The 26,093-nt window shown below is 63.9% G+C and carries 24 protein-coding genes; 5 read left to right on the forward strand and 19 right to left on the reverse strand.

Annotated features, from left to right (window positions below):
• Positions 1-8: 8 nt before the first annotated feature.
• The 4 genes from TO66_RS09770 (at position 9) to TO66_RS09785 (ending at position 3,528) form a co-directional block, all read left to right on the forward strand.
• Entirely contained in the window at positions 9-347 is a 339-nt protein-coding gene (locus TO66_RS09770) for a YbaB/EbfC family nucleoid-associated protein (RefSeq protein ID WP_034138927.1), read from the forward strand.
• A gap of 175 nt (positions 348-522) precedes the next feature.
• Positions 523-1,557, forward strand: coding sequence for an NADP-dependent oxidoreductase (locus TO66_RS09775; protein WP_044462146.1), 1,035 nt, complete (start codon positions 523-525; stop codon positions 1,555-1,557).
• Between the two features lie 65 nt (positions 1,558-1,622).
• Positions 1,623-2,225, forward strand: a complete 603-nt coding sequence (recR, locus tag TO66_RS09780; RefSeq protein ID WP_044462147.1) for a recombination mediator RecR — start codon at positions 1,623-1,625, stop codon at positions 2,223-2,225.
• A 154-nt stretch (positions 2,226-2,379) separates the two neighbouring features.
• On the forward strand, positions 2,380-3,528 hold the full coding sequence (locus tag TO66_RS09785; RefSeq protein ID WP_044462148.1) for an acyl-CoA dehydrogenase family protein: 1,149 nt from the start codon (positions 2,380-2,382) through the stop codon (positions 3,526-3,528).
• Positions 3,529-3,687: 159 nt separating this feature from the next.
• On the opposite strand, the gene TO66_RS09790 is transcribed toward TO66_RS09785, so the two are convergent.
• The 16 genes from TO66_RS09790 to ccoN (TO66_RS09865) all read right to left on the reverse strand — a co-directional run bounded on the left by TO66_RS09790 (position 3,688) and on the right by ccoN (TO66_RS09865) (position 19,508).
• On the reverse strand, positions 3,688-4,236 hold the full coding sequence (locus TO66_RS09790) for an adenine phosphoribosyltransferase (protein WP_044462149.1): 549 nt from the start codon (positions 4,234-4,236) through the stop codon (positions 3,688-3,690).
• An 85-nt stretch (positions 4,237-4,321) separates the two neighbouring features.
• Complete coding sequence (gene fnrA, locus TO66_RS09795; protein ID WP_009047936.1) at positions 4,322-5,056, reverse strand: Crp/Fnr family transcriptional regulator FnrA; 735 nt, start codon at positions 5,054-5,056, stop codon at positions 4,322-4,324.
• A 303-nt stretch (positions 5,057-5,359) separates the two neighbouring features.
• On the reverse strand, positions 5,360-6,742 hold the full coding sequence (hemN, locus tag TO66_RS09800; protein ID WP_044462150.1) for an oxygen-independent coproporphyrinogen III oxidase: 1,383 nt from the start codon (positions 6,740-6,742) through the stop codon (positions 5,360-5,362).
• A 115-nt stretch (positions 6,743-6,857) separates the two neighbouring features.
• Positions 6,858-7,541, reverse strand: coding sequence for a sulfite exporter TauE/SafE family protein (locus TO66_RS09805; protein ID WP_044462151.1), 684 nt, complete (start codon positions 7,539-7,541; stop codon positions 6,858-6,860).
• Positions 7,534-7,764, reverse strand: coding sequence for a cbb3-type cytochrome oxidase assembly protein CcoS (gene ccoS, locus TO66_RS09810; RefSeq protein ID WP_044462152.1), 231 nt, complete (start codon positions 7,762-7,764; stop codon positions 7,534-7,536). The genes TO66_RS09805 and ccoS overlap by 8 nt, the downstream gene beginning before the upstream one ends.
• Before the next feature lie 24 nt (positions 7,765-7,788).
• Positions 7,789-10,239: a heavy metal translocating P-type ATPase gene (locus tag TO66_RS09815; RefSeq protein WP_044462153.1), complete on the reverse strand. Its 2,451-nt coding sequence runs from the start codon at positions 10,237-10,239 to the stop codon at positions 7,789-7,791.
• An 81-nt stretch (positions 10,240-10,320) separates the two neighbouring features.
• Complete coding sequence (locus TO66_RS09820) at positions 10,321-10,860, reverse strand: FixH family protein (protein WP_044462154.1); 540 nt, start codon at positions 10,858-10,860, stop codon at positions 10,321-10,323.
• 11 nt (positions 10,861-10,871) lie between these two features.
• Positions 10,872-12,287 carry a cytochrome c oxidase accessory protein CcoG gene (gene ccoG, locus TO66_RS09825; RefSeq protein WP_044462155.1) on the reverse strand — a complete coding sequence of 472 codons (1,416 nt, stop codon included), beginning with the start codon at positions 12,285-12,287 and terminating at the stop codon, positions 10,872-10,874.
• 299 nt (positions 12,288-12,586) lie between these two features.
• Positions 12,587-13,573 carry a cytochrome-c oxidase, cbb3-type subunit III gene (ccoP, locus tag TO66_RS09830; protein ID WP_044462156.1) on the reverse strand — a complete coding sequence of 329 codons (987 nt, stop codon included), beginning with the start codon at positions 13,571-13,573 and terminating at the stop codon, positions 12,587-12,589.
• Positions 13,570-13,755, reverse strand: a complete 186-nt coding sequence (locus tag TO66_RS09835; protein WP_003183474.1) for a CcoQ/FixQ family Cbb3-type cytochrome c oxidase assembly chaperone — start codon at positions 13,753-13,755, stop codon at positions 13,570-13,572. The genes ccoP (TO66_RS09830) and TO66_RS09835 overlap by 4 nt, the downstream gene beginning before the upstream one ends.
• A 5-nt stretch (positions 13,756-13,760) precedes the next feature.
• A complete protein-coding gene (gene ccoO / locus TO66_RS09840) occupies positions 13,761-14,369 on the reverse strand; it encodes a cytochrome-c oxidase, cbb3-type subunit II (RefSeq protein WP_009042961.1) in 609 nt (202 codons plus the stop codon).
• Positions 14,369-15,811, reverse strand: a complete 1,443-nt coding sequence (gene ccoN, locus TO66_RS09845) for a cytochrome-c oxidase, cbb3-type subunit I (protein WP_044462157.1) — start codon at positions 15,809-15,811, stop codon at positions 14,369-14,371. The genes ccoO (TO66_RS09840) and ccoN (TO66_RS09845) overlap by 1 nt, the downstream gene beginning before the upstream one ends.
• 475 nt (positions 15,812-16,286) lie before the next feature.
• Positions 16,287-17,240, reverse strand: a complete 954-nt coding sequence (ccoP, locus tag TO66_RS09850) for a cytochrome-c oxidase, cbb3-type subunit III (RefSeq protein ID WP_044462158.1) — start codon at positions 17,238-17,240, stop codon at positions 16,287-16,289.
• Positions 17,237-17,461: a cbb3-type cytochrome c oxidase subunit 3 gene (locus TO66_RS09855; protein WP_044462159.1), complete on the reverse strand. Its 225-nt coding sequence runs from the start codon at positions 17,459-17,461 to the stop codon at positions 17,237-17,239. The genes ccoP (TO66_RS09850) and TO66_RS09855 overlap by 4 nt, the downstream gene beginning before the upstream one ends.
• Before the next feature lie 3 nt (positions 17,462-17,464).
• On the reverse strand, positions 17,465-18,073 hold the full coding sequence (gene ccoO, locus TO66_RS09860; protein WP_044462160.1) for a cytochrome-c oxidase, cbb3-type subunit II: 609 nt from the start codon (positions 18,071-18,073) through the stop codon (positions 17,465-17,467).
• Between the two features lie 10 nt (positions 18,074-18,083).
• Positions 18,084-19,508, reverse strand: coding sequence for a cytochrome-c oxidase, cbb3-type subunit I (gene ccoN / locus TO66_RS09865; protein ID WP_044462161.1), 1,425 nt, complete (start codon positions 19,506-19,508; stop codon positions 18,084-18,086).
• A 99-nt stretch (positions 19,509-19,607) separates the two neighbouring features.
• Between ccoN (TO66_RS09865) and TO66_RS09870 the strand changes: the two genes are divergently transcribed.
• A complete protein-coding gene (locus TO66_RS09870) occupies positions 19,608-20,303 on the forward strand; it encodes an alpha/beta family hydrolase (RefSeq protein WP_044462162.1) in 696 nt (231 codons plus the stop codon).
• A 176-nt stretch (positions 20,304-20,479) separates the two neighbouring features.
• On the opposite strand, the gene TO66_RS09875 is transcribed toward TO66_RS09870, so the two are convergent.
• The 3 genes from TO66_RS09875 to acnA all read right to left on the reverse strand — a co-directional run bounded on the left by TO66_RS09875 (position 20,480) and on the right by acnA (position 25,918).
• Entirely contained in the window at positions 20,480-22,045 is a 1,566-nt protein-coding gene (locus tag TO66_RS09875) for a PAS domain-containing methyl-accepting chemotaxis protein (RefSeq protein WP_044462163.1), read from the reverse strand.
• A gap of 177 nt (positions 22,046-22,222) precedes the next feature.
• Positions 22,223-23,014, reverse strand: coding sequence for a CPBP family intramembrane glutamic endopeptidase (locus TO66_RS09880; protein ID WP_044462164.1), 792 nt, complete (start codon positions 23,012-23,014; stop codon positions 22,223-22,225).
• A 162-nt stretch (positions 23,015-23,176) separates the two neighbouring features.
• Complete coding sequence (acnA, locus tag TO66_RS09885) at positions 23,177-25,918, reverse strand: aconitate hydratase AcnA (protein WP_044462165.1); 2,742 nt, start codon at positions 25,916-25,918, stop codon at positions 23,177-23,179.
• Between the last annotated feature and the right edge of the window lie 175 nt (positions 25,919-26,093).

The raw sequence follows: 26,093 nt of genomic DNA on the forward strand, positions 1-26,093 counted from the left end.
TGATTCCCATGATGAAAGGTGGCATGGCCGGCCTGATGAAGCAGGCGCAGCAGATGCAGGAAAAGATGGCCAAGATGCAGGAAGAACTGGCCAACGCCGAAGTCACCGGCAAGGCGGGCGGCGACATGGTCAGCGTGGTCATGACCGGTCGTCACGACATCAAGCGCGTGAGCATCGACCCGAGCCTGCTCGAAGGCGTCAGCGACGATGACCGCGAAGTGCTGGAAGACCTGTTCGCCGCTGCGGTCAACGACGCGGTGCGCAAGATCGAAGCCAACAGCCAGGACAAGATGTCCGGCATGACCGCTGGCATGCAACTGCCACCGGGTATGAAACTGCCGTTCTGATTCGCGCCAGCGCGTCGTCCGAACCCGAAAATGCCAGGCCTCGTGCCTGGCATTTTTGTTTGTGGGGTGCTGGCGCAGAGCACTGGGCAAGGCAAGGGAAATATCGAACGTCGATCGTTGTACGATGGTCAGCACAATGTGTGGCCCGATCAATTCTCGATAAGGAACTTCTCTGATGTCGCAAGCATTGACCCTCAACCAACGCATCGTGCTGGTTTCCCGGCCCCAGGGCGCCCCCGTGCCGGAAAATTTCCGCCTGGAGCGCGTGGCGTTGCCGGATCTGGCGGATGGCCAGGTGCTGCTCAAGACGCTTTATCTATCACTCGACCCCTACATGCGTGGGCGCATGAGTGATGCGCCGTCCTACGCCGCCCCGGTGGAAATCAACGAAGTGATGACGGGCGGTGCTGTCAGCCGGGTCGAGCGCTCGCTGAATCCGAAATTCCAGGAAGGCGATCTGGTGGTGGGGGCTACGGGCTGGCAAAGCCACTGCATCAGTGACGGTCGCAACCTGATGCCCGTGCCGGCGGGCTTGCCCAGTCCGTCGATGGCCCTCGGGGTGCTGGGCATGCCGGGCATGACGGCGTACATGGGGCTGATGGACATCGGCCAGCCCAAGGCCGGGGAAACCCTGGTGGTGGCCGCGGCATCCGGTGCGGTGGGCTCGGTCGTGGGGCAGGTGGCCAAGATCAAGGGGCTGCGGGTGGTCGGTGTGGCAGGGGGAGCCGACAAGTGCCGCTACGTGGTCGAGGAGCTGGGGTTCGATGCCTGTATCGACCACCACAGTCCGGATTTCGCCGACGAGCTGGCCCAGGCCTGCTTCAAGGGCGTGGACATCTATTTTGAAAACGTGGGTGGCAAGGTATTCGACGCGGTACTGCCGCTGCTCAACGCCAAGGCACGGATTCCGCTGTGCGGGCTGATCGCCCAGTACAACGCCCAGGGCCTGCCCTCGGGCCCTGACCGCCTGCCGCTGTTGCAGCGCAGCCTGCTGACCAAGCGCGTGCGCATCCAGGGGTTCATCGTGTTCGACGATTATGGCGACCGGCAGCCGGAGTTTGTCAGCGCCATGGCGCCCTGGGTGCTGCAGGGCAAGGTCAAGTTCAAGGAAGACATAGTCGACGGCCTGGAGCAGGCCCCGGAGGCCTTCATCGGCCTCCTGGAGGGACGCAACTTCGGCAAGCTGGTGGTGCGGGTCGCGGCGGACTGAGCATTTGACGCTAATCGGAGGCGCGGGTATAAACCGCGTCTCGTCGTTTTGTCGGACCTTTGCCCATGAGCTTCAGCCCCCTGATTCGCCAACTGATCGATGCCCTGCGCACCTTGCCGGGCGTGGGTCAGAAAACCGCCCAGCGCATGGCCTTGCAGCTGCTGGAGCGTGACCGCAGCGGCGGTACGCGGCTGGCTCAGGCGCTCAGCCAGGCCATGGAAGGCGTGGGCCATTGCCGCCTGTGCCGCACCCTTACCGAAGACGATCTGTGCCCGCAATGCTCCGACCCGCGGCGTGACGACACGCTGCTGTGCGTGGTCGAGGGGCCGATGGACGTCTATGCGGTGGAGCAGACCGGATACCGCGGTCGCTACTTCGTGCTCAAGGGGCACCTGTCGCCTCTCGACGGCCTGGGGCCGGAAGCCATCGGCATTCCCCAACTGCTGGCACGGATCGAAGAGCAGGGCAGTTTCACCGAGGTGATCCTGGCCACTAACCCTACGGTGGAAGGCGAGGCGACCGCCCATTACATCGCCCAGCTATTGACCGACAAAGGCCTGATCGCCTCGCGCATCGCCCATGGCGTGCCTTTGGGCGGCGAGCTGGAACTGGTGGACGGCGGCACCCTGGCGCACTCGTTTGCCGGGCGCAAGCCGATCACGCTCTAAGGATTTCGGTCGCATCGATCCTCTCGCGAGCAAGCTCGCTCCCACAGGAGCAGTGAGCTTGTTCGGGATTTGCGCTTTGTCGCTTGCATGCGACGCTTATTGAAAACCAAGCAAGCGCTAGGTAAGTTTCCTCAACCTTCAGAGGAGCGTGCCGATGTCTGCCTGCCAGGAATACTTCGACCCCAGCCATCAGTTGGTCCGTGACAGCGTTCGACGTTTCGTCGAGCGGGAAATCCTCCCGGACATCGATCAGTGGGAGGAAGCGCAAGGCTTTCCCCGCGAGTTGTACCTCAAGGCCGGCGCGGCCGGCATCCTCGGCATCGGCTATCCGGAGGCGCTGGGTGGCAGCCATGAGGGCGATCTGTTCGCCAAGATCGCCGCCAGCGAGGAACTGATGCGCTGCGGCTCCGGCGGCCTGGTGGCCGGCCTGGGCTCGCTGGACATCGGCTTGCCGCCGATCGTCAAGTGGGCACGCCCCGAGGTCCGTGACCGGGTGGTGCCGCAGGTACTGGCGGGCGAGAAAATCAGCGCCCTGGCGGTCACCGAGCCCGGTGGGGGATCGGACGTGGCCAACCTGCAGACCCGAGCCGTGCGCGACGGCGACTGCTACCGCGTCAGCGGGAGCAAGACCTTTATCACCAGCGGCGTGCGCGCCGATTTCTATACCGTGGCGGTGCGCACCGGCGAACCCGGCTTTGGCGGCATCAGCCTGTTGCTGATCGAGAAGGGCACGCCGGGGTTCACCGTCGGCCGGCAGTTGAAGAAGATGGGGTGGTGGGCTTCCGACACCGCCGAGCTGTTCTTCGACGATTGCCGAGTACCTGCCAACCAGTTGATCGGCGCCCCGAACATGGGGTTCGCCTGCATCATGGGCAACTTCCAGAGCGAGCGCCTGGCCCTGGCCTTGATGGCCAACATGACGGCGCAACTGGCGTTGGAGGAGAGCCTGAAGTGGGCCCGGGAGCGCGAGGCGTTCGGCAAGCCGATCGGCAAGTTCCAGGTGATCAAGCATCGGCTGGCGGAGATGGCGACCGCGCTGGAGGTATCGCGTGAATTCACCTATCGCCAGGCGGCGAAGATGGCGGCGGGCCAGGCGGTGATCAAGGAGATCTCCATGGCCAAGAACTTCGCCACCGACACCGCCGACCGCATCACCTCTGACGCGGTGCAGATTCTCGGTGGGCTGGGCTACATGCGCGAAAGCCTGGTGGAGCGCCTGTATCGCGACAGCCGCATCCTTTCCATCGGCGGCGGCACCCGCGAAGTGATGAACGAAATCATCGGCAAGCAGATGGGGTTGTAGGCCTGCCTAAGGCATGGGCTATCCGTAGGAGCGAAGCTTGCTCGCGATGGTCGTTAACGATACCGAGTATTGACTGGGTAAACGTGGCGCTCTCGAGTTCATCGCGGGCAAGCCTCGCTCCTACAGTTACCGGCCCGGCCCCCTTTTCGGCTGTGTGCTTTACCGCTCGCTCAGCGAGAACTGCGTCAGGCAGAAGGTCGGGATGCCCATGTCTTCCAGGCGCTGCGAGCCGCCCAGCTCGGGCAGGTCGATGATGGCGGCGGCTTCGTGTACCTCCGCCCCCATGCGCCGGACCAGGTTGACTGCGGCGATCAGGGTGCCGCCCGTAGCGATCAAGTCATCGAACATCAGCACCGAATCGCCTTCGCACAGGCTGTCGGCGTGGACTTCGAGAAAGGCTTCGCCGTATTCGGTCTGGTAGCCCTCGGCAAGCACGTCGGCAGGCAGTTTGCCCTGCTTGCGGAACAGGATCAGCGGCTTGTTCAACTGGTAGGCGAGGATCGAGCCGATCAGGAAACCCCGGGCGTCCATGGCGCCGATGTGGCTGAAGTCTTCTTCGACATAACGCTGGGCGAAGCTGTCGACGACCAGGCGCAAGGCCTTGGGCGACTGGAACAGCGGGGTGATGTCGCGGAAGATCACGCCGGGCTTGGGAAAGTCGATGACGGGGCGGATCAGGGATTTGATGTCGAAGGAATCGAAAGCCATTGTGGCGGTGTCCTGGCGGGCAAAAAGGAGGGGCGCGCCAGTATAGCCCCGACCGAGCCGCTTGGCTCGGCCGGGAGGCTCTGGTTCAGCCTTCCAGGGAGCCGCCGGCGAGGGCGCACAGCTGGATCGGATCGAGGATGTGCACTTCCTTGCCTTCGGCGGCGATCAGCGCGTTCTGCTGGAAGCGGGTGAATACCCGGGACACGGTTTCCACCGCCAGGCCCAGGTAGTTGCCGATTTCGTTGCGCGACATGCTCAGGCGGAACTGGTTGGCGGAGAAGCCACGAGCGCGGAAACGCGCGGACAGGTTGACCAGGAAGGTCGCGATGCGCTCGTCGGCGGTCTTTTTCGACAGCAACAGCATCATTTGCTGGTCGTCGCGGATTTCGCGGCTCATGACCCGCATCAGCTGGCGGCGCAGTTGCGGCAGCTGCAGGGCCAGTTCGTCGAGGCGTTCGAAGGGGATTTCGCAGACTGACGTGGTTTCCAGGGCCTGGGCGGAAACCGGGTGGATCTCGGTGTCCATGCCGGACAGGCCGACCAGTTCGCTGGGCAGGTGGAAGCCGGTGATCTGTTCTTCGCCGCTGTCGCTGAGACTGAACGTCTTCAGGGCACCGGAGCGTACTGCGTAGACGGAGTCGAAGGCGTCGCCCTGGCGAAACAGGAATTCACCCTTTTTCAGTGGGCGGCCACGTTTGACGATTTCGTCCAGCGCATCCATGTCTTCCAGATTCAGAGAAAGTGGCAGGCAGAGGGGGGCCAGGCTGCAATCCTTGCAATGGGCCTGGTTGTGAGCGCGCAGTTTGACTGGCTCGGACATTCAATAAAATCCTTGTGGGAAAACACACATAAGCCGTAAGGGTAACTCACGGGAGGAGGTTCCGGCCAGTCCGTGGCGTATTGGCGCTTAGTCGTAAAGCTGTCCGTTTATGGCCTCCAGGCCATCGCGGAAAAGTGCGCTCGTGCAGTCCATTCAGGGTATTTCCAGTGCTGGCCGTCACTTGCACCTGCTGATGCTGGTAGCGTCAAGTATCAGGCTCGCAAAGGGTCGGGTTGCAGCGTCGATTTTCTCCTCGTGCCTGCGACAAGTCGTCGCGCCCATTGGCCAGGTAGCGGCCCGTTTTTAGATGACGCGGGAAAAACGCTGTCGATTCTGTTGCTCCAGGTAAGCGTCGAACACCATGCACACCGAGCGCACCAGCAGACGGCCGGCAGGCAGCACTTCGATGCCTTGGTTGGTCAGTTTGATCAGGCCGTCCGCGTCCATGGCCTGCAATTGCGGCCACAGCTCGCCGAAGTAACCGCGAAAGTCGATGTTGAACTGCTGCTCGATGGCCTCGAACTCGAGGCTGAAATTGCAGATCAGTTGCTGGATCACCGCGCGTCGCAAGCGGTCGTCCTGATTGCACACCAGGCCACGGCTGGTGGCCAGTTGCGCGCCGCCCAGCTGGTTCTGGTAGTGGGTCAGGTCGCTGCTGTTCTGGCAGTACAGGTCGCCGATCTGGCTGATCGCCGAGACGCCCAGGCCGATCAGGTCGCAGTGGCCATGGGTGGTGTAGCCCTGGAAGTTGCGTTGCAGGGTCGATTCTTCCTGGGCGATCGCCAGCTCGTCGTCGGGCAGGGCGAAATGGTCCATGCCGATGTAGCGGTAACCGGCGGTGGTCAGCTGTTCGATGGTGCGCTGCAGCATCTGCAGCTTTTCCGCTGGCGCCGGCAGCTCGTGGCTGTTGATCCGCCGCTGCGGCATGAAGCGTTCCGGCAGGTGGGCGTAGTTGAACACCGAGAGACGGTCGGGCTGCAGGCTGATGACTTCCTCGACGGTGCGGGCGAAGTTGTCCGGTGTCTGTTTGGGCAGGCCGTAGATCAGGTCGATGTTGATCGAGCGAAATTGCAGGGTACGCGCGGCCTCGATCACCGCCCGGGTCTCTTCCAGGCTCTGCAGGCGGTTGACCGCGCGCTGTACCGCCGGGTCGAGGTCCTGCAGGCCGATGCTGACACGGTTGAAGCCCAGCTCGCGCAACAGGCCCATGGTCGACCAGTCGGCTTCCCGTGGGTCGATCTCGATGCCGTAGTCGCCGGAATCGTCGTCCAGCAGGTTGAAATGCTGGCGCAGATGGCCCATCAACTGGCGCAGCTCGTCATGGCTGAGAAAGGTCGGGGTGCCGCCGCCGAAGTGCAGTTGCTCGACCTTCTGGTTGGGGTCCAGGTGACAGGCGATCAGCTGGATTTCCTGCTCCAGGCGCTGCAGGTAGGGCAGGGCACGGCCGCGGTCCTTGGTGATGACCTTGTTGCAGGCGCAGTAGTAGCAGATGTTTGCGCAGAACGGCACATGCACGTACAGCGACAGCGGGCGCAGCGCCTTGCGACTTTCGCGCAGGGCATGCAGCAGGTCGAAGGTGCCCACCTGGCTGTGGAATTGCACAGCGGTCGGGTAGGAGGTGTAGCGTGGTCCCGCCAGGTCGTAACGGCGGATCAGATCGGTGTCCCAACGAATGGCGTCGAGCATGCGGGAATTCCCCCGGTAGGCTGGCAATGCTCGCGAGTCTAGGGGGTGGAGGCCCGAGCCATCTTGATTTGCATCAAGGATGGCTGGCGCGTGGCGCCTGTGGCGGCGCCGGGTTTCAGTGGCCCATCAGCCAATGCTGATGGGGCCCGGGCAGGGTCCAGAGGCCGAACAGTATCACCAGCAAGCCACCGGCCATGCGCACGCTGCGCCGCCGCAGCAGCGCCGTGATCCGTTCCGCCGCGAGCCCGGTGGCCAGGAGCACCGGCCAGGTGCCCAGGCCGAAGGCCAGCATCAACAGGGCGCTGTCCAGCGCGTTGCCCTGGCTGGCGGACCACAACAGGGTGCTGTAGACCAGCCCACAGGGCAGCCAGCCCCAGAGCGCGCCCAGCAGTAGCGCGCGCGGCAGGCTGGAGACGGGCAGCAGGCGGCTGGCCACGGGCTGTATATGGCGCCACAGGCCGCGACCGAGGCTTTCGATGCGGGTCAGGCCGCTCCACCAGCCCGCCAGGTACAGGCCCATGGCGATCAGCAACAGGCCGGCCAGTACGCGCATGGCCATGGCTGCCGGGCTGCTGGCCACGGCCCAGCCGGCCAGGCCGATCAGTAACCCGGCCGTGGCGTAGCTGAGGATGCGCCCCAGGTTATAGGCCAGCAGCAGGCGTAACCGGCGGCTGCGCTGCTCCGGGGGGATGGCCAGGGTCAGGGCGCCCATCAGGCCGCCGCACATGCCCAGGCAGTGGCCGCCGCCGAGCAGGCCGAGAATCAGCGCGGAAACCAGCAGGGGCGCCAGCTCAAGCATGGGGCGGTGCCTGGTCTTTGTGCGGCGGCTGGGCGTCCGGTGCTTCGCCCTTGATTTCGTCGACCGCGGCGGTGTGCTTCGGGTCTTGGTCGTCGAACAGAATGCTGTGGGCCGGGCCGTCGAGGTCGTCGTACTGACCGCTGTCGACCGCCCAGAAGAAGATGTAGAGGGCGATGGCCACGATCAGCAGCGCCGCCGGGATCATCACGTAGAGAGCTGGCATGGGTAGGCTCCATGCCCGCGCGGCTCAAGCCGGCAGCGGGCGGGGTTGGGGCGTGGCGTCGGCCCGGGGCCGGCCCGGCAGGCGGGTCAGGCGTAGGGCATTGAGCACCACGGTCAGCGAACTGATGGACATGCCGATGGCGGCCCATACCGGGGTGATCCAGCCGAGGGCCGCGAACGGCAGCATGAGGCCATTGTACAGCCCGGCCCACAACAGGTTCTCGATGATTATCCGGCGGGTACGGCGGGCCAGGCGGAAGGCCTGCACCAAGGCGTCCAGGCGGTTGGACAGCAGCACCGCGTCGGCGCAGGTCTTGGCCAGGTCGGTGGCCGAGCCCATGGCCACGCTGATGTCCGCGGCGGCCAGCACCGGCACATCGTTGACCCCGTCGCCGAGCATCAGCACCTTGCGGCCCTGGCGATGCAGCTGTTGCAGCACGTGCAGCTTGTCGTCCGGGCGCAGGCCGCCGCGGGCCTCGTCGATGCCCAGTTCGGCGGCGACGCTGGCGACCATCGGCGAACTGTCGCCCGAGAGCAGCAGGGTGTTCCAGCCGCGCGCCTTGCAGGCGGCCAGCAACGCCGGGGCATCGCTGCGCAGGCGATCGTCGAGGACGAACCAGGCCAGCGGCCCCCGGTTGTCGCCCAGCAGCAGCCATTGGCCGGCTTCGTCCGGCATCGGCGGGACCGTACAGGCGCTGAGTTCGCAGACGAAGGCAGGCTGGCCGATGCGCAGGGATTGTCCGGCTACCCGGCCTTCCAGCCCCAGGCCGGGCACGCTCAAGACCTCTTCGGCGGCTTGCGGCGCGCGGCCGAAGGCCCGGGCTATCGGGTGTTCGGAGCGGTTCTCCAGGGCGGCGGCCAGGCCCAGGCACTGCTGGCTGTCGAGGTCGCCCAGAGGAAGGATCGAGCGCAAGGCCAGGCGCCCTTCGGTGAGCGTGCCGGTCTTGTCGAAAATCACTGTGTCGATCTGGTTCAGGCCCTCGATGACATGCCCGCGGGTCAACAGCAGACCCAGTTTGTGCAGGGTGCCCGTGGCGGCGGTCAGCGCGGTCGGGGTGGCCAGGGACAGTGCGCACGGGCAGGTGGCGACCAGCATCGCCAGGACGATCCAGAACGCCCGCGAGGCATCCAGTTGCCACCAGAGCAGGCCGATGGCGGCCGCGGCGATCAGGGAAAACAGCAGGAACCATTGCGCGGCGCGGTCGGCGATTTCCGCCAGACGCGGTTTTTCCGCCTGGGCCCGGTCCAGCAGGCGGACGATGGCCGACAGGCGCGTGTCCTGGCCCAGGGCCAGGACTTCGATGGTTAGCGCGCCCTCGACGTTCAGGGTGCCGGCGGTGACCGTGTCGCCGACGCTGCGCGGTTGTGGCAGGTATTCGCCGGTGAGCAGCGATTCGTCGATGCTCGACTGGCCGTCGAGGATCTTGCCGTCGGCCGGCAGGACCGCGCCAGGATGCACCAGCACGCGGTCGCCCAGGCGCAGTTCGCTGAGCAGGATGCGCTCGCTCTGGTCGTCGGCACCCAGGCGCAGGCACGAGGCCGGCAGCAGATTGACCAGTTGGGCGGTGGCGGCGGCGGTGCGTTCGCGGGCGCGGCGCTCCAGGTAGCGGCCGGCCAGCAGGAACAGGGCGAACATGCCCACGGCGTCGAAATACAGCTCGCCGATGCCGGTGATCGAGGTCCAGATCCCGGCAATGTAGGCGGCGCCGATCGCTAGGGACACCGAGACGTCCATGGTCAGGTGACGGGTCCTTAGATCCCTAAGGGCGCCTTTGAAGAACGGCGCGCAGCTGTAGAACACGATCGGCGTGGTGAGAAACAGCGCGACCCAGCGCAGGATGGTGTGCAGCTCGGGGCTCAGGTCGATATTGAATTCCGGCCAGGTGGCCATGGTCGCCATCATCGCCTGGAACCACAGCAGGCCCGCCACCCCGAGCTGGCGCAGGGCCAGGCGGTTTTCGCTGGCCAGCTGCTCGGCGGCGCGGTCGGCCTGGTAGGGGTGCGCGGCGTAGCCGATCGCGCGCAGCTCGCTGAGCATCTGGCTCAACGGCAATTGGCTGTCGGCCCAGCGCACATGCAGGCGATGGTTGGACAGGTTCAGCCGCGCCTCGGCCACCGCAGGCAGGCTGCGCAGGTGTTTCTCGATCAGCCAGCCACAGGCGGCGCAACTGATGCCTTCCATCAGCAGGGTGGTTTCGGCCAGCTCGCCCTCGTGCCGGACGAAGGGCTGTTGCACGTCCGCCCGGTCGTACAGCGCCAGTTCGTCCACCAGTTGCACTGGCAGGGTTTGCGGGTTGGCCGAGGCTTCGCTGCGGTGGCTGTAGTAACTCTCCAGGCCGCCGGCGACTATGGCCTCGGCCACCGCCTGGCAGCCCGGGCAGCAGAACTCGCGGGGGGCGCCGAGCACGACGGCGGTGAAGCGGCTGCCGGCGGGAACGGGCAGGGCGCAGTGGTAGCAGGGCAGTGGCGTGGTCATCGCGGGGTCTTGGTTCCGGGGACGGACCTGATCGCCAGCGGCGGCCTGCGGGGCCGCCTGCTGGCGATGCTCGGTGGGTGCTTACTGGTCCAGGTGTTCCGCGCCTTGCAGCGGCTCGTCACCCAGCAGCAAGTCCTTGTCGTGGCTGACCTGTTCTTCCTCGAACATGCGCCAGGTCTTGTCGCCTTCGACGCCCAGCAGTTCGACGAAGCGCCGGCCCTCGACCTTGTCGCTCAGCTGGCCGATGTAGCGGTCCGGCTCGGTTTCGCTGCGGGCGAGGGTGATCTTGCGGTCCTTTTCCGGCTGGGTCGGCGAGATCAGGTTCAACTCCAGGGTGGCGGGCGCGCTGTTGCCGTTCAGGCGCAGCTCGACTTCGCCGGTGAGGCTGTCCAGGTGCACGCTGGCGCGCAGTTGCAGGGTCTGGGCCAGGAGTTCGCGGTCCAGCGAGCGGTTGATGCCTTTGCCGGCTTCGTAGTAGTTGTCGTTGACCAGGTTGTCCGGGTTGCGCACGGCGATGCTGACCATGGTCAGGCTCAGGCACACCGAGGTGGTCAGGATGCCGATGATGATCCAGGGCCAGAGGTGCTTGTACCAGGGGCTTGTGGCGGTCGCTGCGGGCATGATGACTTCTCTTAACGAATTTGTGGGCCGATGAACCGGCTCTTGGCTTCAACGTGGACGCTTTCGTCGTCGGCGTCCTTGAGGATGAATTTCACCTCGTTGGTGCTCGACGGCAGCTGTTCCGGCGAACTCGACAGCTCGACCGGCATGCTGACGATATCGCCGGCCGCCACCTTGATCTCGCGTTTGCCCTGCAGCTTGAGGTCCGGCAGGCCGGCGGCGTCCAGCACATAGGTATGGTCGCGCTGGTCCTTGTTCATGATCTTCAGGCTGTAGACGTTCTCGATCCGGCCCTCGGCGTTCTCGCGGTACAGCACGCGGTCCTTGCTGACGTCGAAACCCACCAGCGAGCGCATGAAGAACGCGGTGACCAGTAGGCTGATCATCGCCAGCAGCACCAGCGCATAACCGACCAGGCGCGGGCGCAGTTTATGGGTTTTCTGCCCGGACAGGTTGTGTTCGGTGGTGTAGCTGATGAGGCCGCGGGGGTAGTCCATCTTGTCCATGATGTTGTCGCAGGCATCGATACAGGCGGCGCAGCCGATGCATTCGATCTGCAGGCCGTCACGGATGTCGATGCCGGTCGGGCAGACCTGGACGCACATGGTGCAATCGATGCAGTCGCCCAGGCCCATGGCCTTATAGTCGACGCCTTTCTTGCGCGGGCCGCGACCTTCGCCGCGGCGCGGGTCGTAGGAGACGATCAGGGTGTCCTTGTCGAACATCACGCTCTGGAAGCGCGCGTACGGGCACATGTAGATGCACACCTGTTCGCGCAGCCAGCCGGCGTTGCCGTAGGTGGCGAGGGTGAAGAAGCCGACCCAGAAGTACGACCAGCCATCGGCTTGGCCGGTGAAGAAGTCGATGACCAGTTCGCGGATCGGCGAGAAGTAGCCGACGAAGGTCATGCCGGTGACGAAACCGATCAGCAGCCAGAGGCTGTGCTTGCTGAATTTGCGCAGGAACTTGTTGGCGCTCATCGGCGCCTTGTCGAGCTTGATGCGCTGGTTGCGGTCGCCTTCGGTGACCTTCTCGCACCACATGAAGATCCAGGTCCAGACGCTTTGCGGGCAGGTGTAGCCGCACCAGACGCGCCCGGCGTACACGGTAATGAAGAACAGGCCGAAGGCGGCGATGATCAACAGCCCCGACAGCAGGATGAAGTCCTGGGGCCAGAAGGTGGCGCCGAAGATGAAGAACTTGCGCTCCGGCAGGTTCCACCAGACGGCCTGGTGGCCGCCCCAGTTGAGCCAGACCGTACCGAAATACAACAGGAACAGTGCGGCACCGCCGACCATCCGCAGGTTGCGGAAGAGGCCGGTGAAGGCGCGAGTGTAGATTTTTTCCCGGGAGGCGTAGAGATCTACGCTGTTGTTCGAATTCTTGGCAGGCGGGGTAACGTCATGTACCGGAATCTGGTTGCTCATCATTGCATCCCACGGCAGTGGAGAAATGCCCCGGTCAGTACGTGCCGACCGCGATCAAGTAGGGGTGTTGCAGTGGCGCAATGATACGCCTGTCGCTCTAGCTCAAGGGTGCGACCTTTGGTCGCGTTGGGGGAAATCAATTGATGGTGTAATGACTTGAATCAATTGACTTGTGGATTATGGACGCTTTTCCCCGTGCCTGCGTTCAATCGCATCGAAGTGCTTCGGGGGAGGGCGAAATGAAAAGGCCCCGCCAACTTCCGTTGGCGGGACCTTTTTTTTACCCGAAGGCGTCTGCCTTATTGGGCTTCCTGGGCATCCGCCGGCTTGTCGCCGTGGGACAGGCTGTAGACGTAGGCGGCCAGCAGGTGGACCTTGTCGTTGCCTTGCAGCTGTTCCTGGGCAGGCATCTGGCCCTGGCGGCCGTAACGGATGGTCTGCTGCAACTGGGCGAAGCTCGAGCCGTAGATGAACGCGCCCGGATGGGTCAGGTCAGGCGCGCCCATGGCGGGGGTGCCCTTGCCGGCCGGACCGTGGCACGCCACGCAGTTGGCGGCGAAGATCTTCTGGCCGTTGGCCGGGTCGGCCTTGGCGCTTTCCGGCAGCTTGCGGCCATCGAGGTTGGTCAGCACGTAGGCGGCAACATCGCTGACGCCCTGTTCGCCGATGACTTCGGCCCAGGCCGGCATCACCGCGTGGCGACCGCCCATGATGGTGGTCTTGATGGTTTCCGGCTCGCCGCCCCAGCGCCAGTCGGCGTCGGTCAGGTTGGGGAAGCCGTAGGCACCCTTGGCGTCGGAACCGTGGCAGACCGAGCAGTTGGAGGCGAACAGGCGGCCACCCATCTTCAGGGCCTGCGGGTCCTTGGCCACTTCCTCGATCGGCATCGAGGCGAACTTGGCGAAGATCGGACCGAACTTGGCGTCCGAGCGGGCCATTTCCTTTTCCCATTCATGCACACCGGTCCAGCCGCTCTGGCCATTGGCGAAGGGGGTCTGCTTTTCGGTGTCCAGGTAGTTGTAGCCTGGCAGCAGGCCTTTCCAGTTGCCCAGGCCCGGGTACAGCACCAGATAACCCAGGGCGAAGACGATGGTGCCGACGAACAGCATGAACCACCATTTCGGCAGCGGGTTGTCGTACTCCTCGATCCCGTCGAAGGAGTGGCCGACCGTCTCGTCGGTCTGCTCGGCGCGCTGGCCCTTGCGGGTCGACAGCAGCAGCCAGGTCAGGGCGAAGATGGTACCCAGACTGAGGACTGTGACGTACAGACTCCAGAACGTAGTCATTCTTTGTTACTCCTAGAAGCTTGCTCGACGTGCTTGATGGCTTCGGGATCATCCGCGAACGGCAGCAAGGTCGCGTCATCGAACTCGGATTTGCGCTTGGGGCTGAACACCCACAGCGCCAGGCCGATGAAGGCCACCATCACAACAACGGTGCCCAGGCCACGAATCATCCCGATATCCATCTAAATCACCGTTTGCTTTTGATGATGGTGCCCAGGCCTTGCAGATAGGCCACCAGCGCGTCCATTTCGGTTTTGCCCTTCACGGCGTCCTTGGCCCCGGCGATGTCTTCGTCGGTATAAGGGACGCCGAGCGTGCGCAAGACTTCCATTTTTTTCGCGGTGTCTTTGCCGTCGAGCTTGTTTTCTACGAGGAACGGGTAAGCCGGCATTTTCGACTCGGGTACTACGTTGCGCGGGTTGTACAGGTGCGCACGCTGCCAGTCGTCGGAGTAACGACCGCCGACGCGGGCCAGGTCCGGACCGGTACGCTTGGAACCCCACAGGAACGGGTGGTCCCAGACGCTTTCACCGGCGACCGAGTAGTGGCCATAGCGTTCGGTTTCGGCACGGAACGGACGGATCATCTGCGAGTGGCAGCCGACACAGCCGTTGGCGATATAGACGTCGCGACCTTCCAGTTCCAGGGCGGTGCGCGGCTTCATGCCTTCCACCGGCTTGTTGGTGACGTCCTGGAAGAACAGCGGGACGATCTGGGTCAGGCCGCCGATGCTGACGGCGATGACCATGAAGAAGGCCAGCAGGCCGATATTCTTTTCTACGGCTTCATGCTTCATCAGTGAGCTCCAACTACAGCGATCTGAGCAGCGGCTTCCGCTTCAGCCGGGTTCGAGGCGCGAACGGTGCGGAACACGTTGTAAGCCATGAACAGCATGCCGGTGGCAAAGAACGCACCGCCCAGGGCGCGGACGATGAAGCCAGGGTGGCTGGCCTGCAGGGCTTCGACGAAGGAGTAGGTGAGGGTGCCGTCATCGTTGATCGCACGCCACATCAGGCCCTGGGTGATGCCGTTGACCCACATCGAGGCGATGTACAGCACGGTACCGATGGTAGCCAGCCAGAAGTGGGTGTTGATCAGGCCGATGCTGTGCATCTGCTGGCGACCGAAGACTTTCGGGATCATGTGGTACAGGGCGCCGATGGAGATCATCGCGACCCAGCCCAATGCGCCGGCGTGTACGTGGCCGATGGTCCAGTCGGTGTAGTGCGACAGCGAGTTGACGGTCTTGATCGCCATCATCGGGCCTTCGAAGGTCGACATGCCGTAGAACGCCAGGGATACCACCAGGAACCGCAGGATCGGGTCGGTGCGCAGCTTATGCCAGGCGCCCGAGAGGGTCATCATGCCGTTGATCATGCCGCCCCAGCTTGGCGCCAGCAGGATGATCGACATGGCCATGCCCAGGGACTGGGCCCAGTCCGGCAGCGCGGTGTAGTGCAGGTGGTGCGGGCCGGCCCAGATGTACAGGGTGATCAGTGCCCAGAAGTGCACGATGGACAGGCGATAGGAGTAGATCGGACGCTCGGCCTGTTTCGGCACGAAGTAGTACATCATCCCCAGGAAGCCGGTGGTCAGGAAGAAGCCCACGGCGTTGTGGCCGTACCACCACTGGATCATGGCGTCGGTCGCACCCGAATAAGCCGAGTAGGACTTGAAGAAGCTGACCGGCAGGGAGGCGTGGTTGACGATGTGCAGCATCGCGGTGACCACGATGAAGGCACCGTAGAACCAGTTGCCCACATAGATGTGCTTGGTCTTGCGCTTGACGATGGTGCCGAAGAACACCAGGCCGTAGGTGACCCAGACGATGGCCAGCAGGATAGCCAGGGGCCATTCCAGTTCCGCGTATTCCTTGGTGGTGGTGTAACCCAGCGGCAAGGTAACGATCGCGCCGACGATCACGGCTTGCCAACCCCAGAAGGTGAAGGCCGCGAGGCTGTCGGAAATCAGTCGCGTTTGGCAGGTTCGCTGCACGACGTAGTAAGAAGTGGCAAACAACGCACATCCACCGAAGGCGAAAATCACCAGGTTGGTGTGCAGCGGGCGCAGGCGTCCAAAGGTCGTCCATGGCAGGCCGAAGTTCAATTCCGGCCAGACCAGTTGCGAGGCGATGAAGACACCGAGCCCCATGCCAAGGATCCCCCAGACCACCGTCATGATGGCGAACTGGCGGACTACCTTATAGTTATAAGCAGTCGGACTGATTGCTGTGCTCATTCTAAGGTTCCACGGTTTGGGTGTTTTATTGGAGTAAAAATCGGCCGCAAGTATGGAGAAAGCAGGGGGTCATTGCAACGCGCCATGACCTGGGTCAATGCTTTCAAAAGCTGATTCTGCGGCCTTTCCATGCGCGGAGTAAGGGCAAAATCGGCCCGGGACAAAATGTCGCAGCGGATGAAAAAGGCGAGGGGTACAGGTCAGTTGTAACCGGGTGTGTGGCGAGCGCCTGAACGAGCGACAGACGGTAACTGGCGCGACAGCCGGTATATACCAGCCTTTGCGGCCTGTCCTCGAGCGACGGCTTCGAATGGAACGGCTACTTCTGCTCTGTGACCGGCCGTTGCCAGTCCACTGCGAAGCAGCTTAGACCCGAATCCGGAGAGTGGAAAGGCAGGAGGTAGAGAGGGTGCGACACTTGGTCGCGCAAGGGCGGGGAACTGCCGCATCGAGCGATGCGGCAGGGCAGGAGCGGTTATTGCCCGCTTGCGGTTTCAGGCTGCGGCTGGGCAGCCGCGTTGTGCGACAGGCTGTAGACATAGGCCGCGAGCAGCTGGACCTTGTCGTTGCCGAGCAGTTCGTTCTGCGCCGGCATGTGGCCCTGGCGACCATGGCGAATGGTCTGTTGCAGCTGGGTCAGGCTGGTGCCGTAGATGAAGCCGGCCGGTTGCGTCAGGTTCGGCGCGCCCATGATTTCAGTGCCCTGGCCATTGGCGCCGTGGCAGGCGACGCAGGTGGTGGCGAACGCCTGCTTGCCGGCGGCCAGGTCGGCGCCGCTGTCGGCCGGCAGCGGCAGGCCGGCCAGGTCGTGGCGTACATAGGCGGCGACGTTCTTCACCCCATCCTCGCCCAGCACTTCGCCCCAGGCCGGCATGGCGGCCATGCGGCCGCCCATGATAGTGGCCTTGATGGTGTCGGCACTGCCGCCCCAGCGCCAGTTGTTGTCGGCCAAGTTGGGGAAGCCGAAGGCGCCCTTGGCGTCCGAGCCGTGGCAGACCGAGCAGTTGGAGGCGAACAGGCGTCCGCCCATCTTCAGGGCTTGTGGGTCCTTGGCCACCTCTTCCACGGGCATGGCCGCGAATTTGGCGAAGATCGGCCCGAACTTGGCGTCTGCCTTGTTCATCTCCTTTTCCCATTCCTTGGTCTGGGTCCAGCCGTCCTCGTAGCCGGGCAGGACGCCTTTCCAGTTGCCCAGGCCCGGGTAGAGGATCAGGTAGCCGACGGAAAACACCAGGGTGCCGGCGAACAGCAGGAACCACCACTGCGGCAGCGGGTTGTCGTACTCCTCGATGCCATCGAAGCTGTGGCCCATGGTCTGGTCGACGCTGCCCTTGGTCTCGCCCTTGCGCGTGCCGATCAACAGCCAGGTCAGGCCGATCAGGCTGCCTATGGTCAGTACGCAGATGTACGTACTCCAGAAGGTGGTCATGGCCGAATGCTCCTTGTCGCATGCTCTTCGGATTGAGCGTCATCAGATGAAGTGCCGGGCAGTTCCGGCGCAGGTTCGTCGGCAAAGGGCAGCAGGCGTGCCTGGGCGAACTCCGGGTTGCGCTTGGCGTTGAAGACCCAGATCGACAGGCCGATGAAGGCGATCATCACCACCAGCGTGCCGAGCCCGCGGATCATGCCGGTATCGAGTTCAAGACCCATGGCTCACCTCTTGCTCTTGATGGCAGTGCCGAGCACTTGCAGGTAGGCGACCAGGGCATCCATCTCGGTCTTGCCCTTGAGGGAGGCAACGGCTCCGGCGATATCGTCGTCGTTGTAGGGCACGCCGAGGGTGCGCATGGCGCGCAGCTTGGTTTCGGTGTGGCTGCTGTCGACCGGCTGGGTGACCAGCCACGGGTAGGCCGGCATCTTCGATTCGGGCACCACGTTGCGCGGGTTGTACAGGTGCGCGCGGTGCCAATCGTCGGAGTAGCGGCCGCCGACCCGGGCCAGGTCCGGACCGGTGCGCTTGGAGCCCCACAGGAACGGGTGGTCCCAGACGCTTTCGCCGGCGACCGAGTAGTGGCCGTAGCGTTCGGTCTCGGCGCGGAACGGACGGATCATCTGCGAATGGCAACCGACGCAGCCTTCGCGGATGTAGATATCGCGGCCTTCCAGCTGCAGGGCGGTGTAGGGCTTCATGCCTTCCACCGGCTTGTTGGTGACGTCCTGGAAGAACAGCGGGACGATCTGGGTCAGACCGCCGATGCTTACGGCAAATACCATCAGCAGCATCAGCAGGCCGACGTTTTTCTCGATGACTTCGTGTTTCATGGCGGACTCCTCAGGCCATCTGCGCAGCGGCGGTGATTTCGGCAGGCTGTGCCGAGCGCACGGTGCGCCAGGTGTTGTAGGCCATCAGCAACATGCCGAAGAGGAAGATCGCGCCGCCGGCCAGCCGCACGATGAAGCCTGGGTGGCTGGCCACCAGGGTTTCGACGAAGGAGTAGGTCAGCGTCCCGTCTTCGTTGACGGCGCGCCACATCAGGCCCTGGGCGATGCCGTTGACCCACATCGAGGCGATGTAGAGCACGGTGCCGATGGTGGCCAGCCAGAAGTGCGCGTTGATGAGGCCGATGCTATGCATCTGCTGGCGACCGAAGACTTTCGGGATCATGTGGTACAGGGCGCCGATCGAGATCATCGCGACCCAGCCCAATGCGCCGGCGTGTACGTGGCCGATGGTCCAGTCGGTGTAGTGTGAGAGGGCGTTGACGGTCTTGATCGCCATCATCGGACCTTCGAAGGTCGACATGCCGTAGAACGCCAGGGACACCACCAGGAAGCGCAGGATCGGGTCGCTGCGCAATTTATGCCAGGCGCCCGAGAGGGTCATCATGCCGTTGATCATGCCGCCCCAGCTGGGCGCCAGGAGGATCAGCGACATCACCATGCCTAGCGACTGTGCCCAGTCCGGCAGTGCGGTGTAGTGCAGGTGGTGCGGGCCGGCCCAGATGTACAGGGTGATCAGCGCCCAGAAGTGCACGATCGACAGGCGATAGGAGTACACCGGGCGTTCGGCCTGCTTGGGCACGAAGTAGTACATCATCCCCAGGAAGCCCGCGGTCAGGAAGAAGCCCACCGCGTTGTGGCCGTACCACCATTGCACCATGGCGTCGGTCGCACCGGCATACACCGAGTAGGACTTGGTCAGGCTGACCGGCAGTTCCAGGTTATTGACGATGTGCAGGATGGCCACGGTGAGGATGAAACCGCCGAAGAACCAGTTGCCCACGTAGATGTGCTTGGTGTTGCGCTTCATCACCGTGCCGAAGAACACAATGGCGTAGGCCACCCAGACAATGGTGATCAGGATGTCGATCGGCCATTCCAGCTCGGCGTATTCCTTGGAGCTGGTGTAGCCCAGCGGCAGGCTGATGGCCGCCAGCAGGATCACCAGCTGCCAGCCCCAGAAGCAGAACGCGGCGATTTTCGGCGCGAACAGCTGGGTCTGGCAGGTGCGTTGCACCGAGTAGAAGGAGCTGGCGAACAGTGCGCAGCCACCAAAGGCGAAAATCACCGCGTTGGTGTGCAACGGGCGCAGGCGACCGAAACTGGTCCAGGGCAGGTTGAAGTTGAGTTCGGGCCAGACCAACTGGGCGGCGAGAAAAACCCCGAGCCCCATGCCGACGATGCCCCACACCACCGTCATAATGGCGAATTGGCGGACCACCTTGTAGTTGTAGGCGGTACTGATAGAAGTGTTCATGGTTCCCCATCCACGGTTCAGCTGAAGTGAAAGCGACTGCGCACGGCAAGGCGCGCTCACTTCTTCTGGAGTTATAGGCAGACTAAAAGCGAGGTAAGCATGGGCAAACGGCAAGGGGCTGTTATTGACGGGGATCAATGGGCGCAATGCGTGCGGGAACAAGGCTGGCTGTGGGATGTCGCGCGGCAGCCGGCGGCCGGCGAAGCGCTGACCCTGATCCTCGCCCATGGTGCCGGCGCACCGATGGACAGCGCGTTCATGAACGATATGGCTGCACGCCTTGCGGGGCATGGGGTCAACGTGCTGCGCTTCGAGTTTCCCTACATGGCCCAGCGTCGTCTCGATGGTGGCAAACGGCCGCCTAACCCGGCGCCGAAGCTGCTGGAGTGCTGGCGCGAGGTCTATGCCCAGGTGCGACCTCATGTCGCTGGGCGATTGGCCATCGGTGGCAAGTCCATGGGCGGGCGCATGGCCAGCCTGCTGGCCGACGAGCTGGGCGCCGATGCGCTGGTGTGCCTGGGGTATCCGTTCTATGCCGCCGGCAAGCCGGAGAAGCCCCGGGTCGCCCACCTGGCGCAGCTGCGCACCCCGACCCTGATCGTGCAGGGCGAACGCGATGCCCTGGGCAACCGTGCGGCGGTCGAAGCCTATGCGCTGTCGGCGGAGATCGAGTTGTACTGGCTGGCGGCGGCCGACCATGACCTGAAGCCGCTCAAGGCCTCTGGCCTGACCCATGAGCAGCATCTGGAAGCGACCGCGCAGAAGGTCGCCGAATTTCTGCGCCGGCTGCACTGAGCCCCTGCATCTTGTAGGAGCGAAGCTTGCTCGCGATTGCTCTTCAAGGCGATGACGATGCTGACTGACACACTGCATCGCGAGCAAGCTTCGCTCCTACAGGAGGGGCGGGGAGCTGGGAAATCGGCAATAAAAAACCCGGGAGGCGGGCCTTCCGGGTTTTTTATTGCCTGGGTTCAGCGGTTGAAACGTTCGACCAGCGAGTACTGCGTGTTGGCGGTGCGGGTCAGCTCTTCGCTGAGCTGCGCCGAGTTCTGCGCCTGTTCCGAAGTCTGGTCGGCCAGCTGCGCAATGGTGCTGATATTGCGGCTGATCTCTTCGGCCACCGCACTCTGCTCTTCGGTGGCGGCGGCGATCTGGGTGGTCATGTCGGTGATATTGGCCACCGCTTCACTGATGCCCACCAGCGCCTGGTCGGCTTCCAGCACCCGAGCCACGCCTTCCTCGGCCTGGCGATGCCCGGCGTCCATGGTCTGCACCGCGGTGCTGGCCGTCTGCTGGAGCTTGGCGATCAGGTTGTGGATCTGCCCGGTGGACTCGCTGGTGCGTTGCGCAAGCTGGCGAACCTCGTCGGCCACCACGGCGAAGCCGCGGCCCATTTCCCCGGCGCGGGCCGCTTCGATGGCGGCGTTCAGCGCCAGCAGGTTGGTCTGGTCGGCGATGCCCTTGATCACATCGACCACGCCACCGATCTCGTCGCTGTCCTTGGCCAGCTGGGTCACGGTCAGGCCGGTTTCGCCCACCACCACCGACAGGCGCTGGATGGCTTCGCGGGTTTCCCCGGCGATGTCCCGGCCGCGGCCGGTGAGGCGGTTGGCTTCCTGGGTGGCATCGGCCGTGCGCTGCACATGGCTGGCCACTTCCTGAGTGGTGGCGGCCATCTGGTTGACCGCGGTGGCCACCTGTTCGGTTTCCACCCGCTGGCGTTCCAGGCCAGTGGAGCTGTTGTGGGCCAGGGTGTCGGATTGCCGGGCCTGCTCATTGAGGTGCTCGGCGGTGTCCTGCAAACGGGTCAGGCAGGTTTTCAGGCGGGCTTCCTGGCTGAGGATCGACATCTCCAGGCGCGCCTGGGCGCCGCGGCTGTCGGTGTACATCTGGGCGATCAGCGGGTCGGAGGTGGTCTGCTCGGCCAGGCGCAGCAGGCGCTTGAGGCCGCGCTGTTGCCAGCTCAACCCCAGCAGGCCGAGCGGCACGGAAAGGCCGGCGGCGAGGGCGAAGCCCCAGGAGGAGTTGAGCCAGGCGCCAATCAGGAAGCTCAGTTGGCTGACCAGGATGAAGGGCAACCAGTCCTGGAGGATCGGCAACCATTTGTCCCGCTTCGGAATGGCCGACTTGCCCTGGTTGATGCGTTGGTAGAGCGCTTCGGCCCGGCGGACCTGCTCGGCGGTGGGCTTGACCCGCACCGACTCGTAGCCGACCACTTGCTGGCCTTCGAACACCGGTGTCACGTAGGCGTTGACCCAATAGTGGTCACCGGTCTTGCAGCGATTCTTGACAATGCCCATCCATGGCAAGCCTTGTTTCAGGGTCGCCCACATGTGCGCGAACACCGCAGCGGGGACGTCGGGGTGACGGACCAGGTTGTGCGGTGCGCGAACCAGTTCCTCACGAGAAAACCCGCTGATTTCAACGAAGGCATCGTTGCAGTAGGTGATCACGCCTTTGGCATCGGTAGTGGAAATCAACCGCTGCTGAGCCGGAAAGGTACGTTCGCGCTGGGTGACAGGCTGGTTGTTACGCATGGTTTTTCTATCCGCAAGGCTTTGAAAGGTTGTCGGCGGTCTTCGCCATTTGTTGAAGTTTTTTTCAGAGATTTGAGAAGTGCCTCATTGACAGGGGCTTGAATCGACCGCAAGCCGCCTGTAGAGGCGAAGAACCAGAAAAGCCGAGGCCCGGTGCGGGGCCCCGGCTCAGCGTAGTCAACCCGCCAGCATCGGGTAGGTGAACAACCCGAAGTGCAACAGGTTCAAGCCGAAGTGGGTGGCCACCGCGGCGCCCAGGCCGCCGAAACGGTAGGCCAGGCCGTAGCCGACGCCGGCGATGCTCGCCAGCAGCCACCATTGCCAGCCGGCCCCCACATGCACCAGGCCGAACAGCAGAGCCGCGCACAGCAAGGCCAGGTTTTCACCGTAGGGCAGGTGCTGGAAGCGACGGCTCAGGCCACCCTGGATGTAGCCACGGAACAAGGCTTCTTCCACCAGCGTCACCAGCAGCAGGTTGTTCAGTACCCATAGCCAGGCCTGGTCCGGCCATTTCGGTGCCCAGCTGATGATGCCCAGCAGCACCGCGCCGCCCAGGGCCGCCACGGCGGTCAGGGTCAAGGCCAGGGCGGTGGCATAGAGGGACAGGCGCAGCGAGCGTCGTCCGACTATCCAGGGGCAGGCCAGCAACAGCCAGAAGCCGATCAGGGGTTTGTCCTGGTTCAGGTACATGGAAAACGGCACGGCATCGGCGGTGAGGCGCTCAGGGGCGATGGCGCGGCCGTTGTAGAAGCCGGGCAGCCAGTGCATCGCCAGCGCCAGGGCCAGCACCACAAACAGCCCGTGCCCGAGGTAGCGCGCATACAGGCTTTTCTGCTGGCGCACGGCAAAGCCGGCACACAGCAGCAAGGCGATGGAAACCAGCGCCAGCAGGCCCAGCTGGCCATAGACCAGGGCCAGGGCATAGCCAATGGAAAGAAGTGCCAGGTACATCCATGGCAGAACGGTCATGGGAAATCCTTGTTGCGAAAAGAATGGAATCAGCCGCTCGCGCCATCTGCGTCAGCGATCATTGGATAGAACGAACGGGAGGGCAGTATAACGAGGCAGGCGCGATGAATAAGTGAAAACAAAAACACCGCCCGAAGGCGGTGTTGGTGGTAGAGCGTGAGGTTACGCGGCGATCAGCTGCCGCAGGACGTAGTGCAGGATCCCGCCGGACTTGAAGTATTCCACCTCGTTCAGGGTGTCGATGCGGCAGAGCACCTCGACCTTTTCCTGGCGGCCGTCCTCGCGGGTGATCACCAGGGTCAGGTTCATCCTCGGGGTCAGTTCGACGCCGCTCAGGCCCTGGATATCCAGGGTTTCCCGGCCGGTGAGGTTCAGGCTCTTGCGGTTCTGGTCGAGCTTGAACTGCAGTGGCAGCACACCCATGCCCACCAGGTTGGAACGGTGGATCCGCTCGAAGCTCTCGGCAATCACTGCCTTGACCCCGAGCAGGTTGGTGCCCTTGGCCGCCCAGTCGCGGCTGGAGCCGGTGCCGTACTCCTGGCCGGCGATCACTACCAGCGGCGTGCCTGCCTGTTGATAGCGCATGGCCGCGTCATAGATCGACAGTTTTTCGCCGGTGGGAATGTAGAGGGTATTGCCGCCTTCTTCGCCGCCGAGCATCTCGTTGCGGATACGGATGTTGGCGAAGGTGCCGCGCATCATCACTTCATGGTTGCCGCGACGCGAGCCGTAGGAGTTGAAGTCCCGCGGTTCCACGCCCTGCTCGCGCAGGTAGCGGCCGGCCGGGCTGTCGGCCTTGATGTTGCCGGCCGGGGAGATGTGGTCGGTGGTCACAGAGTCGCCGAGCAGCGCCAGGACTCGTGCGCCCTTGACGTCCTCGATCACCGGCAGCGGGCCGGCGATGTCGTCGAAGAACGGCGGATGCTGGATATAGGTGGAGTCCTGCTGCCACACATAGGTGGCGGCCTTCGGCACTTCGATGGCTTGCCACTGGGCGTCGCCGGCGAACACTTCGGCGTATTCCTTGTGGAACATCCGCGTGTTGACCTGGGCCACGGCGGCGGCGATTTCCTGGCTGCTCGGCCAGATGTCGCGCAGGTACACCGGCTTGCCGTCCGCCCCTTCGCCCAGTGGCTCGCGGCTGATATCGATGCGCACGCTGCCGGCCAGGGCATAGGCGACCACCAGCGGCGGCGAGGCCAGCCAGTTGGTTTTCACCAGCGGGTGTACGCGGCCTTCGAAGTTGCGGTTGCCGGACAGCACCGAGGCAACAGTCAGGTCGGCTTTCTGGATGGCTTTCTCGATCGGTTCCGGCAGAGGCCCGGAGTTGCCGATGCAGGTGGTGCAGCCGTAGCCCACCAGGTCGAATCCCAGGGCGTCGAGGTATTGGGTCAGGCCCGCGGCCTGATAGTAGTCGGTGACCACTTTCGAGCCGGGCGCCAGCGAGCTCTTCACCCAGGGCTTGCGCTTGAGGCCTTTTTCCACGGCCTTTTTCGCCACCAGGCCGGCCGCCATCATCACGCTGGGGTTGGACGTGTTGGTACAGGAGGTGATGGCGGCGATCACCACTGCGCCGTTTTTCAGGCGATAGGTCTGGCCCTCATAGTCGTAGTCGGTTTCCCCCACCAGATCGGCATTGCCCACGGCGACGCCACCGCCGCCTTCGCTTTCCAGGCGGTTTTCTTCCTTGCTGGCGGGTTTGAACTGCAGGTCGAGGAAATCACTGAAGGCCTGGCCGACGTTGGGCAGCGAGACCCGGTCCTGGGGCCGTTTCGGTCCGGCCAGGCTGGCTTCGACCGTGGCCATGTCGAGGGCCAGGCTATCGGTGAAGACCGGTTCCTTGCCGGGCAGGCGCCACAGGCCCTGGGCCTTGCTGTAGGCCTCCACCAGCTTGACCACGGCATCCGGGCGACCGGACAGGCGCAGGTAGTCCAGGGTGACTTCGTCCACCGGGAAGAAGCCGCAGGTGGCGCCGTACTCGGGCGCCATGTTGGCGATGGTGGCGCGGTCGGCCAGCGGCAGGTCGGCCAGGCCATCGCCATAGAACTCGACGAATTTGCCGACCACGCCTTTCTTGCGCAGCATCTGGGTCACGGTCAGCACCAGGTCGGTGGCGGTGATGCCCTCCCTGAGCTTGCCCGTGAGCTTGAAGCCGATGACTTCCGGGATCAGCATCGACACCGGCTGGCCGAGCATCGCCGCCTCGGCCTCGATACCGCCCACGCCCCAGCCGAGTACGCCGAGGCCGTTGATCATGGTGGTATGGGAGTCGGTGCCCACCAGGGTGTCGGGGAAGGCGTAGGTGCGGCCGTCTTCCTCTTTGGTCCAGACCGTGCGGCCCAGGTATTCCAGGTTGACCTGGTGGCAGATCCCGGTGCCCGGCGGTACCACGCTGAAGTTGTCGAAGGCGCTCTGGCCCCAGCGCAGGAAGGCATAGCGCTCGCCGTTGCGCTGCATTTCAATGTCGACGTTCTGCTCGAACGCGCTACTGCTGGCGAACTTGTCGACCATCACCGAGTGGTCGATCACCAGGTCCACCGGCGACAGCGGGTTGATGCGCTGTGGGTCGCCACCGGCCTTGGCCATGGCCGCCCGCATGGCCGCCAGGTCGACCACTGCCGGTACGCCGGTGAAGTCTTGCATCAGCACCCGCGCCGGACGGTACTGGATCTCGCGGTCGGAGCGACGCTCCTTGAGCCAGGCGGCGAGGGCCTTGAGGTCGGCGCCGGTCACGGTTTTTTCGTCTTCCCAGCGGAGCAGGTTCTCCAGCAGGACTTTCAACGACATCGGCAGCGGGTCGAGGTCGCCCAGGCTTCTGGCGGCTTCCGGCAGGCTGAAGTAATGGTAGGTCTTGTCGTCGATCTTTAGTGTTTTAAGGGTTCTCAGGCTATCGAGGGATGGCATTGAATCACTCCTTGTGGTCCGCACGGCTACGGACCTGACGGGACGGACAGAGCTCTTAACCTAGCGCTGTTTTCCTTAGCTGGCTAATAACTGGACTCTATGGACAAGTCCAAGGTTCCGATCTCGGCTATCATGCGCCGGTTTTCGTGACAGGCTTTGCGCACTTCGGGCAGGT

The sequence above is a fragment of the Pseudomonas sp. MRSN 12121 genome (assembly GCF_000931465.1).
Taxonomy (GTDB): domain Bacteria; phylum Pseudomonadota; class Gammaproteobacteria; order Pseudomonadales; family Pseudomonadaceae; genus Aquipseudomonas.

What these genes read in the sequence shown, in the direction of transcription:
- TO66_RS09770 (WP_034138927.1), top strand. Translation starts at nt 9, where the DNA reads ATGATGAAAGGTGGCATGGCCGGCCTGATGAAGCAGGCGCAGCAGATG.
- TO66_RS09775 (WP_044462146.1), top strand. Translation starts at nt 523, where the DNA reads ATGTCGCAAGCATTGACCCTCAACCAACGCATCGTGCTGGTTTCCCGG.
- recR (WP_044462147.1), top strand. Translation starts at nt 1,623, where the DNA reads ATGAGCTTCAGCCCCCTGATTCGCCAACTGATCGATGCCCTGCGCACC.
- TO66_RS09785 (WP_044462148.1), top strand. Translation starts at nt 2,380, where the DNA reads ATGTCTGCCTGCCAGGAATACTTCGACCCCAGCCATCAGTTGGTCCGT.
- TO66_RS09790 (WP_044462149.1), bottom strand. Translation starts at nt 4,236, where the DNA reads ATGGCTTTCGATTCCTTCGACATCAAATCCCTGATCCGCCCCGTCATC.
- fnrA (WP_009047936.1), bottom strand. Translation starts at nt 5,056, where the DNA reads ATGTCCGAGCCAGTCAAACTGCGCGCTCACAACCAGGCCCATTGCAAG.
- hemN (WP_044462150.1), bottom strand. Translation starts at nt 6,742, where the DNA reads ATGCTCGACGCCATTCGTTGGGACACCGATCTGATCCGCCGTTACGAC.
- TO66_RS09805 (WP_044462151.1), bottom strand. Translation starts at nt 7,541, where the DNA reads ATGCTTGAGCTGGCGCCCCTGCTGGTTTCCGCGCTGATTCTCGGCCTG.
- ccoS (WP_044462152.1), bottom strand. Translation starts at nt 7,764, where the DNA reads ATGCCAGCTCTCTACGTGATGATCCCGGCGGCGCTGCTGATCGTGGCC.
- TO66_RS09815 (WP_044462153.1), bottom strand. Translation starts at nt 10,239, where the DNA reads ATGACCACGCCACTGCCCTGCTACCACTGCGCCCTGCCCGTTCCCGCC.
- TO66_RS09820 (WP_044462154.1), bottom strand. Translation starts at nt 10,860, where the DNA reads ATGCCCGCAGCGACCGCCACAAGCCCCTGGTACAAGCACCTCTGGCCC.
- ccoG (WP_044462155.1), bottom strand. Translation starts at nt 12,287, where the DNA reads ATGAGCAACCAGATTCCGGTACATGACGTTACCCCGCCTGCCAAGAAT.
- ccoP (WP_044462156.1), bottom strand. Translation starts at nt 13,573, where the DNA reads ATGACTACGTTCTGGAGTCTGTACGTCACAGTCCTCAGTCTGGGTACC.
- TO66_RS09835 (WP_003183474.1), bottom strand. Translation starts at nt 13,755, where the DNA reads ATGGATATCGGGATGATTCGTGGCCTGGGCACCGTTGTTGTGATGGTG.
- ccoO (WP_009042961.1), bottom strand. Translation starts at nt 14,369, where the DNA reads ATGAAGCATGAAGCCGTAGAAAAGAATATCGGCCTGCTGGCCTTCTTC.
- ccoN (WP_044462157.1), bottom strand. Translation starts at nt 15,811, where the DNA reads ATGAGCACAGCAATCAGTCCGACTGCTTATAACTATAAGGTAGTCCGC.
- ccoP (WP_044462158.1), bottom strand. Translation starts at nt 17,240, where the DNA reads ATGACCACCTTCTGGAGTACGTACATCTGCGTACTGACCATAGGCAGC.
- TO66_RS09855 (WP_044462159.1), bottom strand. Translation starts at nt 17,461, where the DNA reads ATGGGTCTTGAACTCGATACCGGCATGATCCGCGGGCTCGGCACGCTG.
- ccoO (WP_044462160.1), bottom strand. Translation starts at nt 18,073, where the DNA reads ATGAAACACGAAGTCATCGAGAAAAACGTCGGCCTGCTGATGCTGCTG.
- ccoN (WP_044462161.1), bottom strand. Translation starts at nt 19,508, where the DNA reads ATGAACACTTCTATCAGTACCGCCTACAACTACAAGGTGGTCCGCCAA.
- TO66_RS09870 (WP_044462162.1), top strand. Translation starts at nt 19,608, where the DNA reads ATGGGCAAACGGCAAGGGGCTGTTATTGACGGGGATCAATGGGCGCAA.
- TO66_RS09875 (WP_044462163.1), bottom strand. Translation starts at nt 22,045, where the DNA reads ATGCGTAACAACCAGCCTGTCACCCAGCGCGAACGTACCTTTCCGGCT.
- TO66_RS09880 (WP_044462164.1), bottom strand. Translation starts at nt 23,014, where the DNA reads ATGACCGTTCTGCCATGGATGTACCTGGCACTTCTTTCCATTGGCTAT.
- acnA (WP_044462165.1), bottom strand. Translation starts at nt 25,918, where the DNA reads ATGCCATCCCTCGATAGCCTGAGAACCCTTAAAACACTAAAGATCGAC.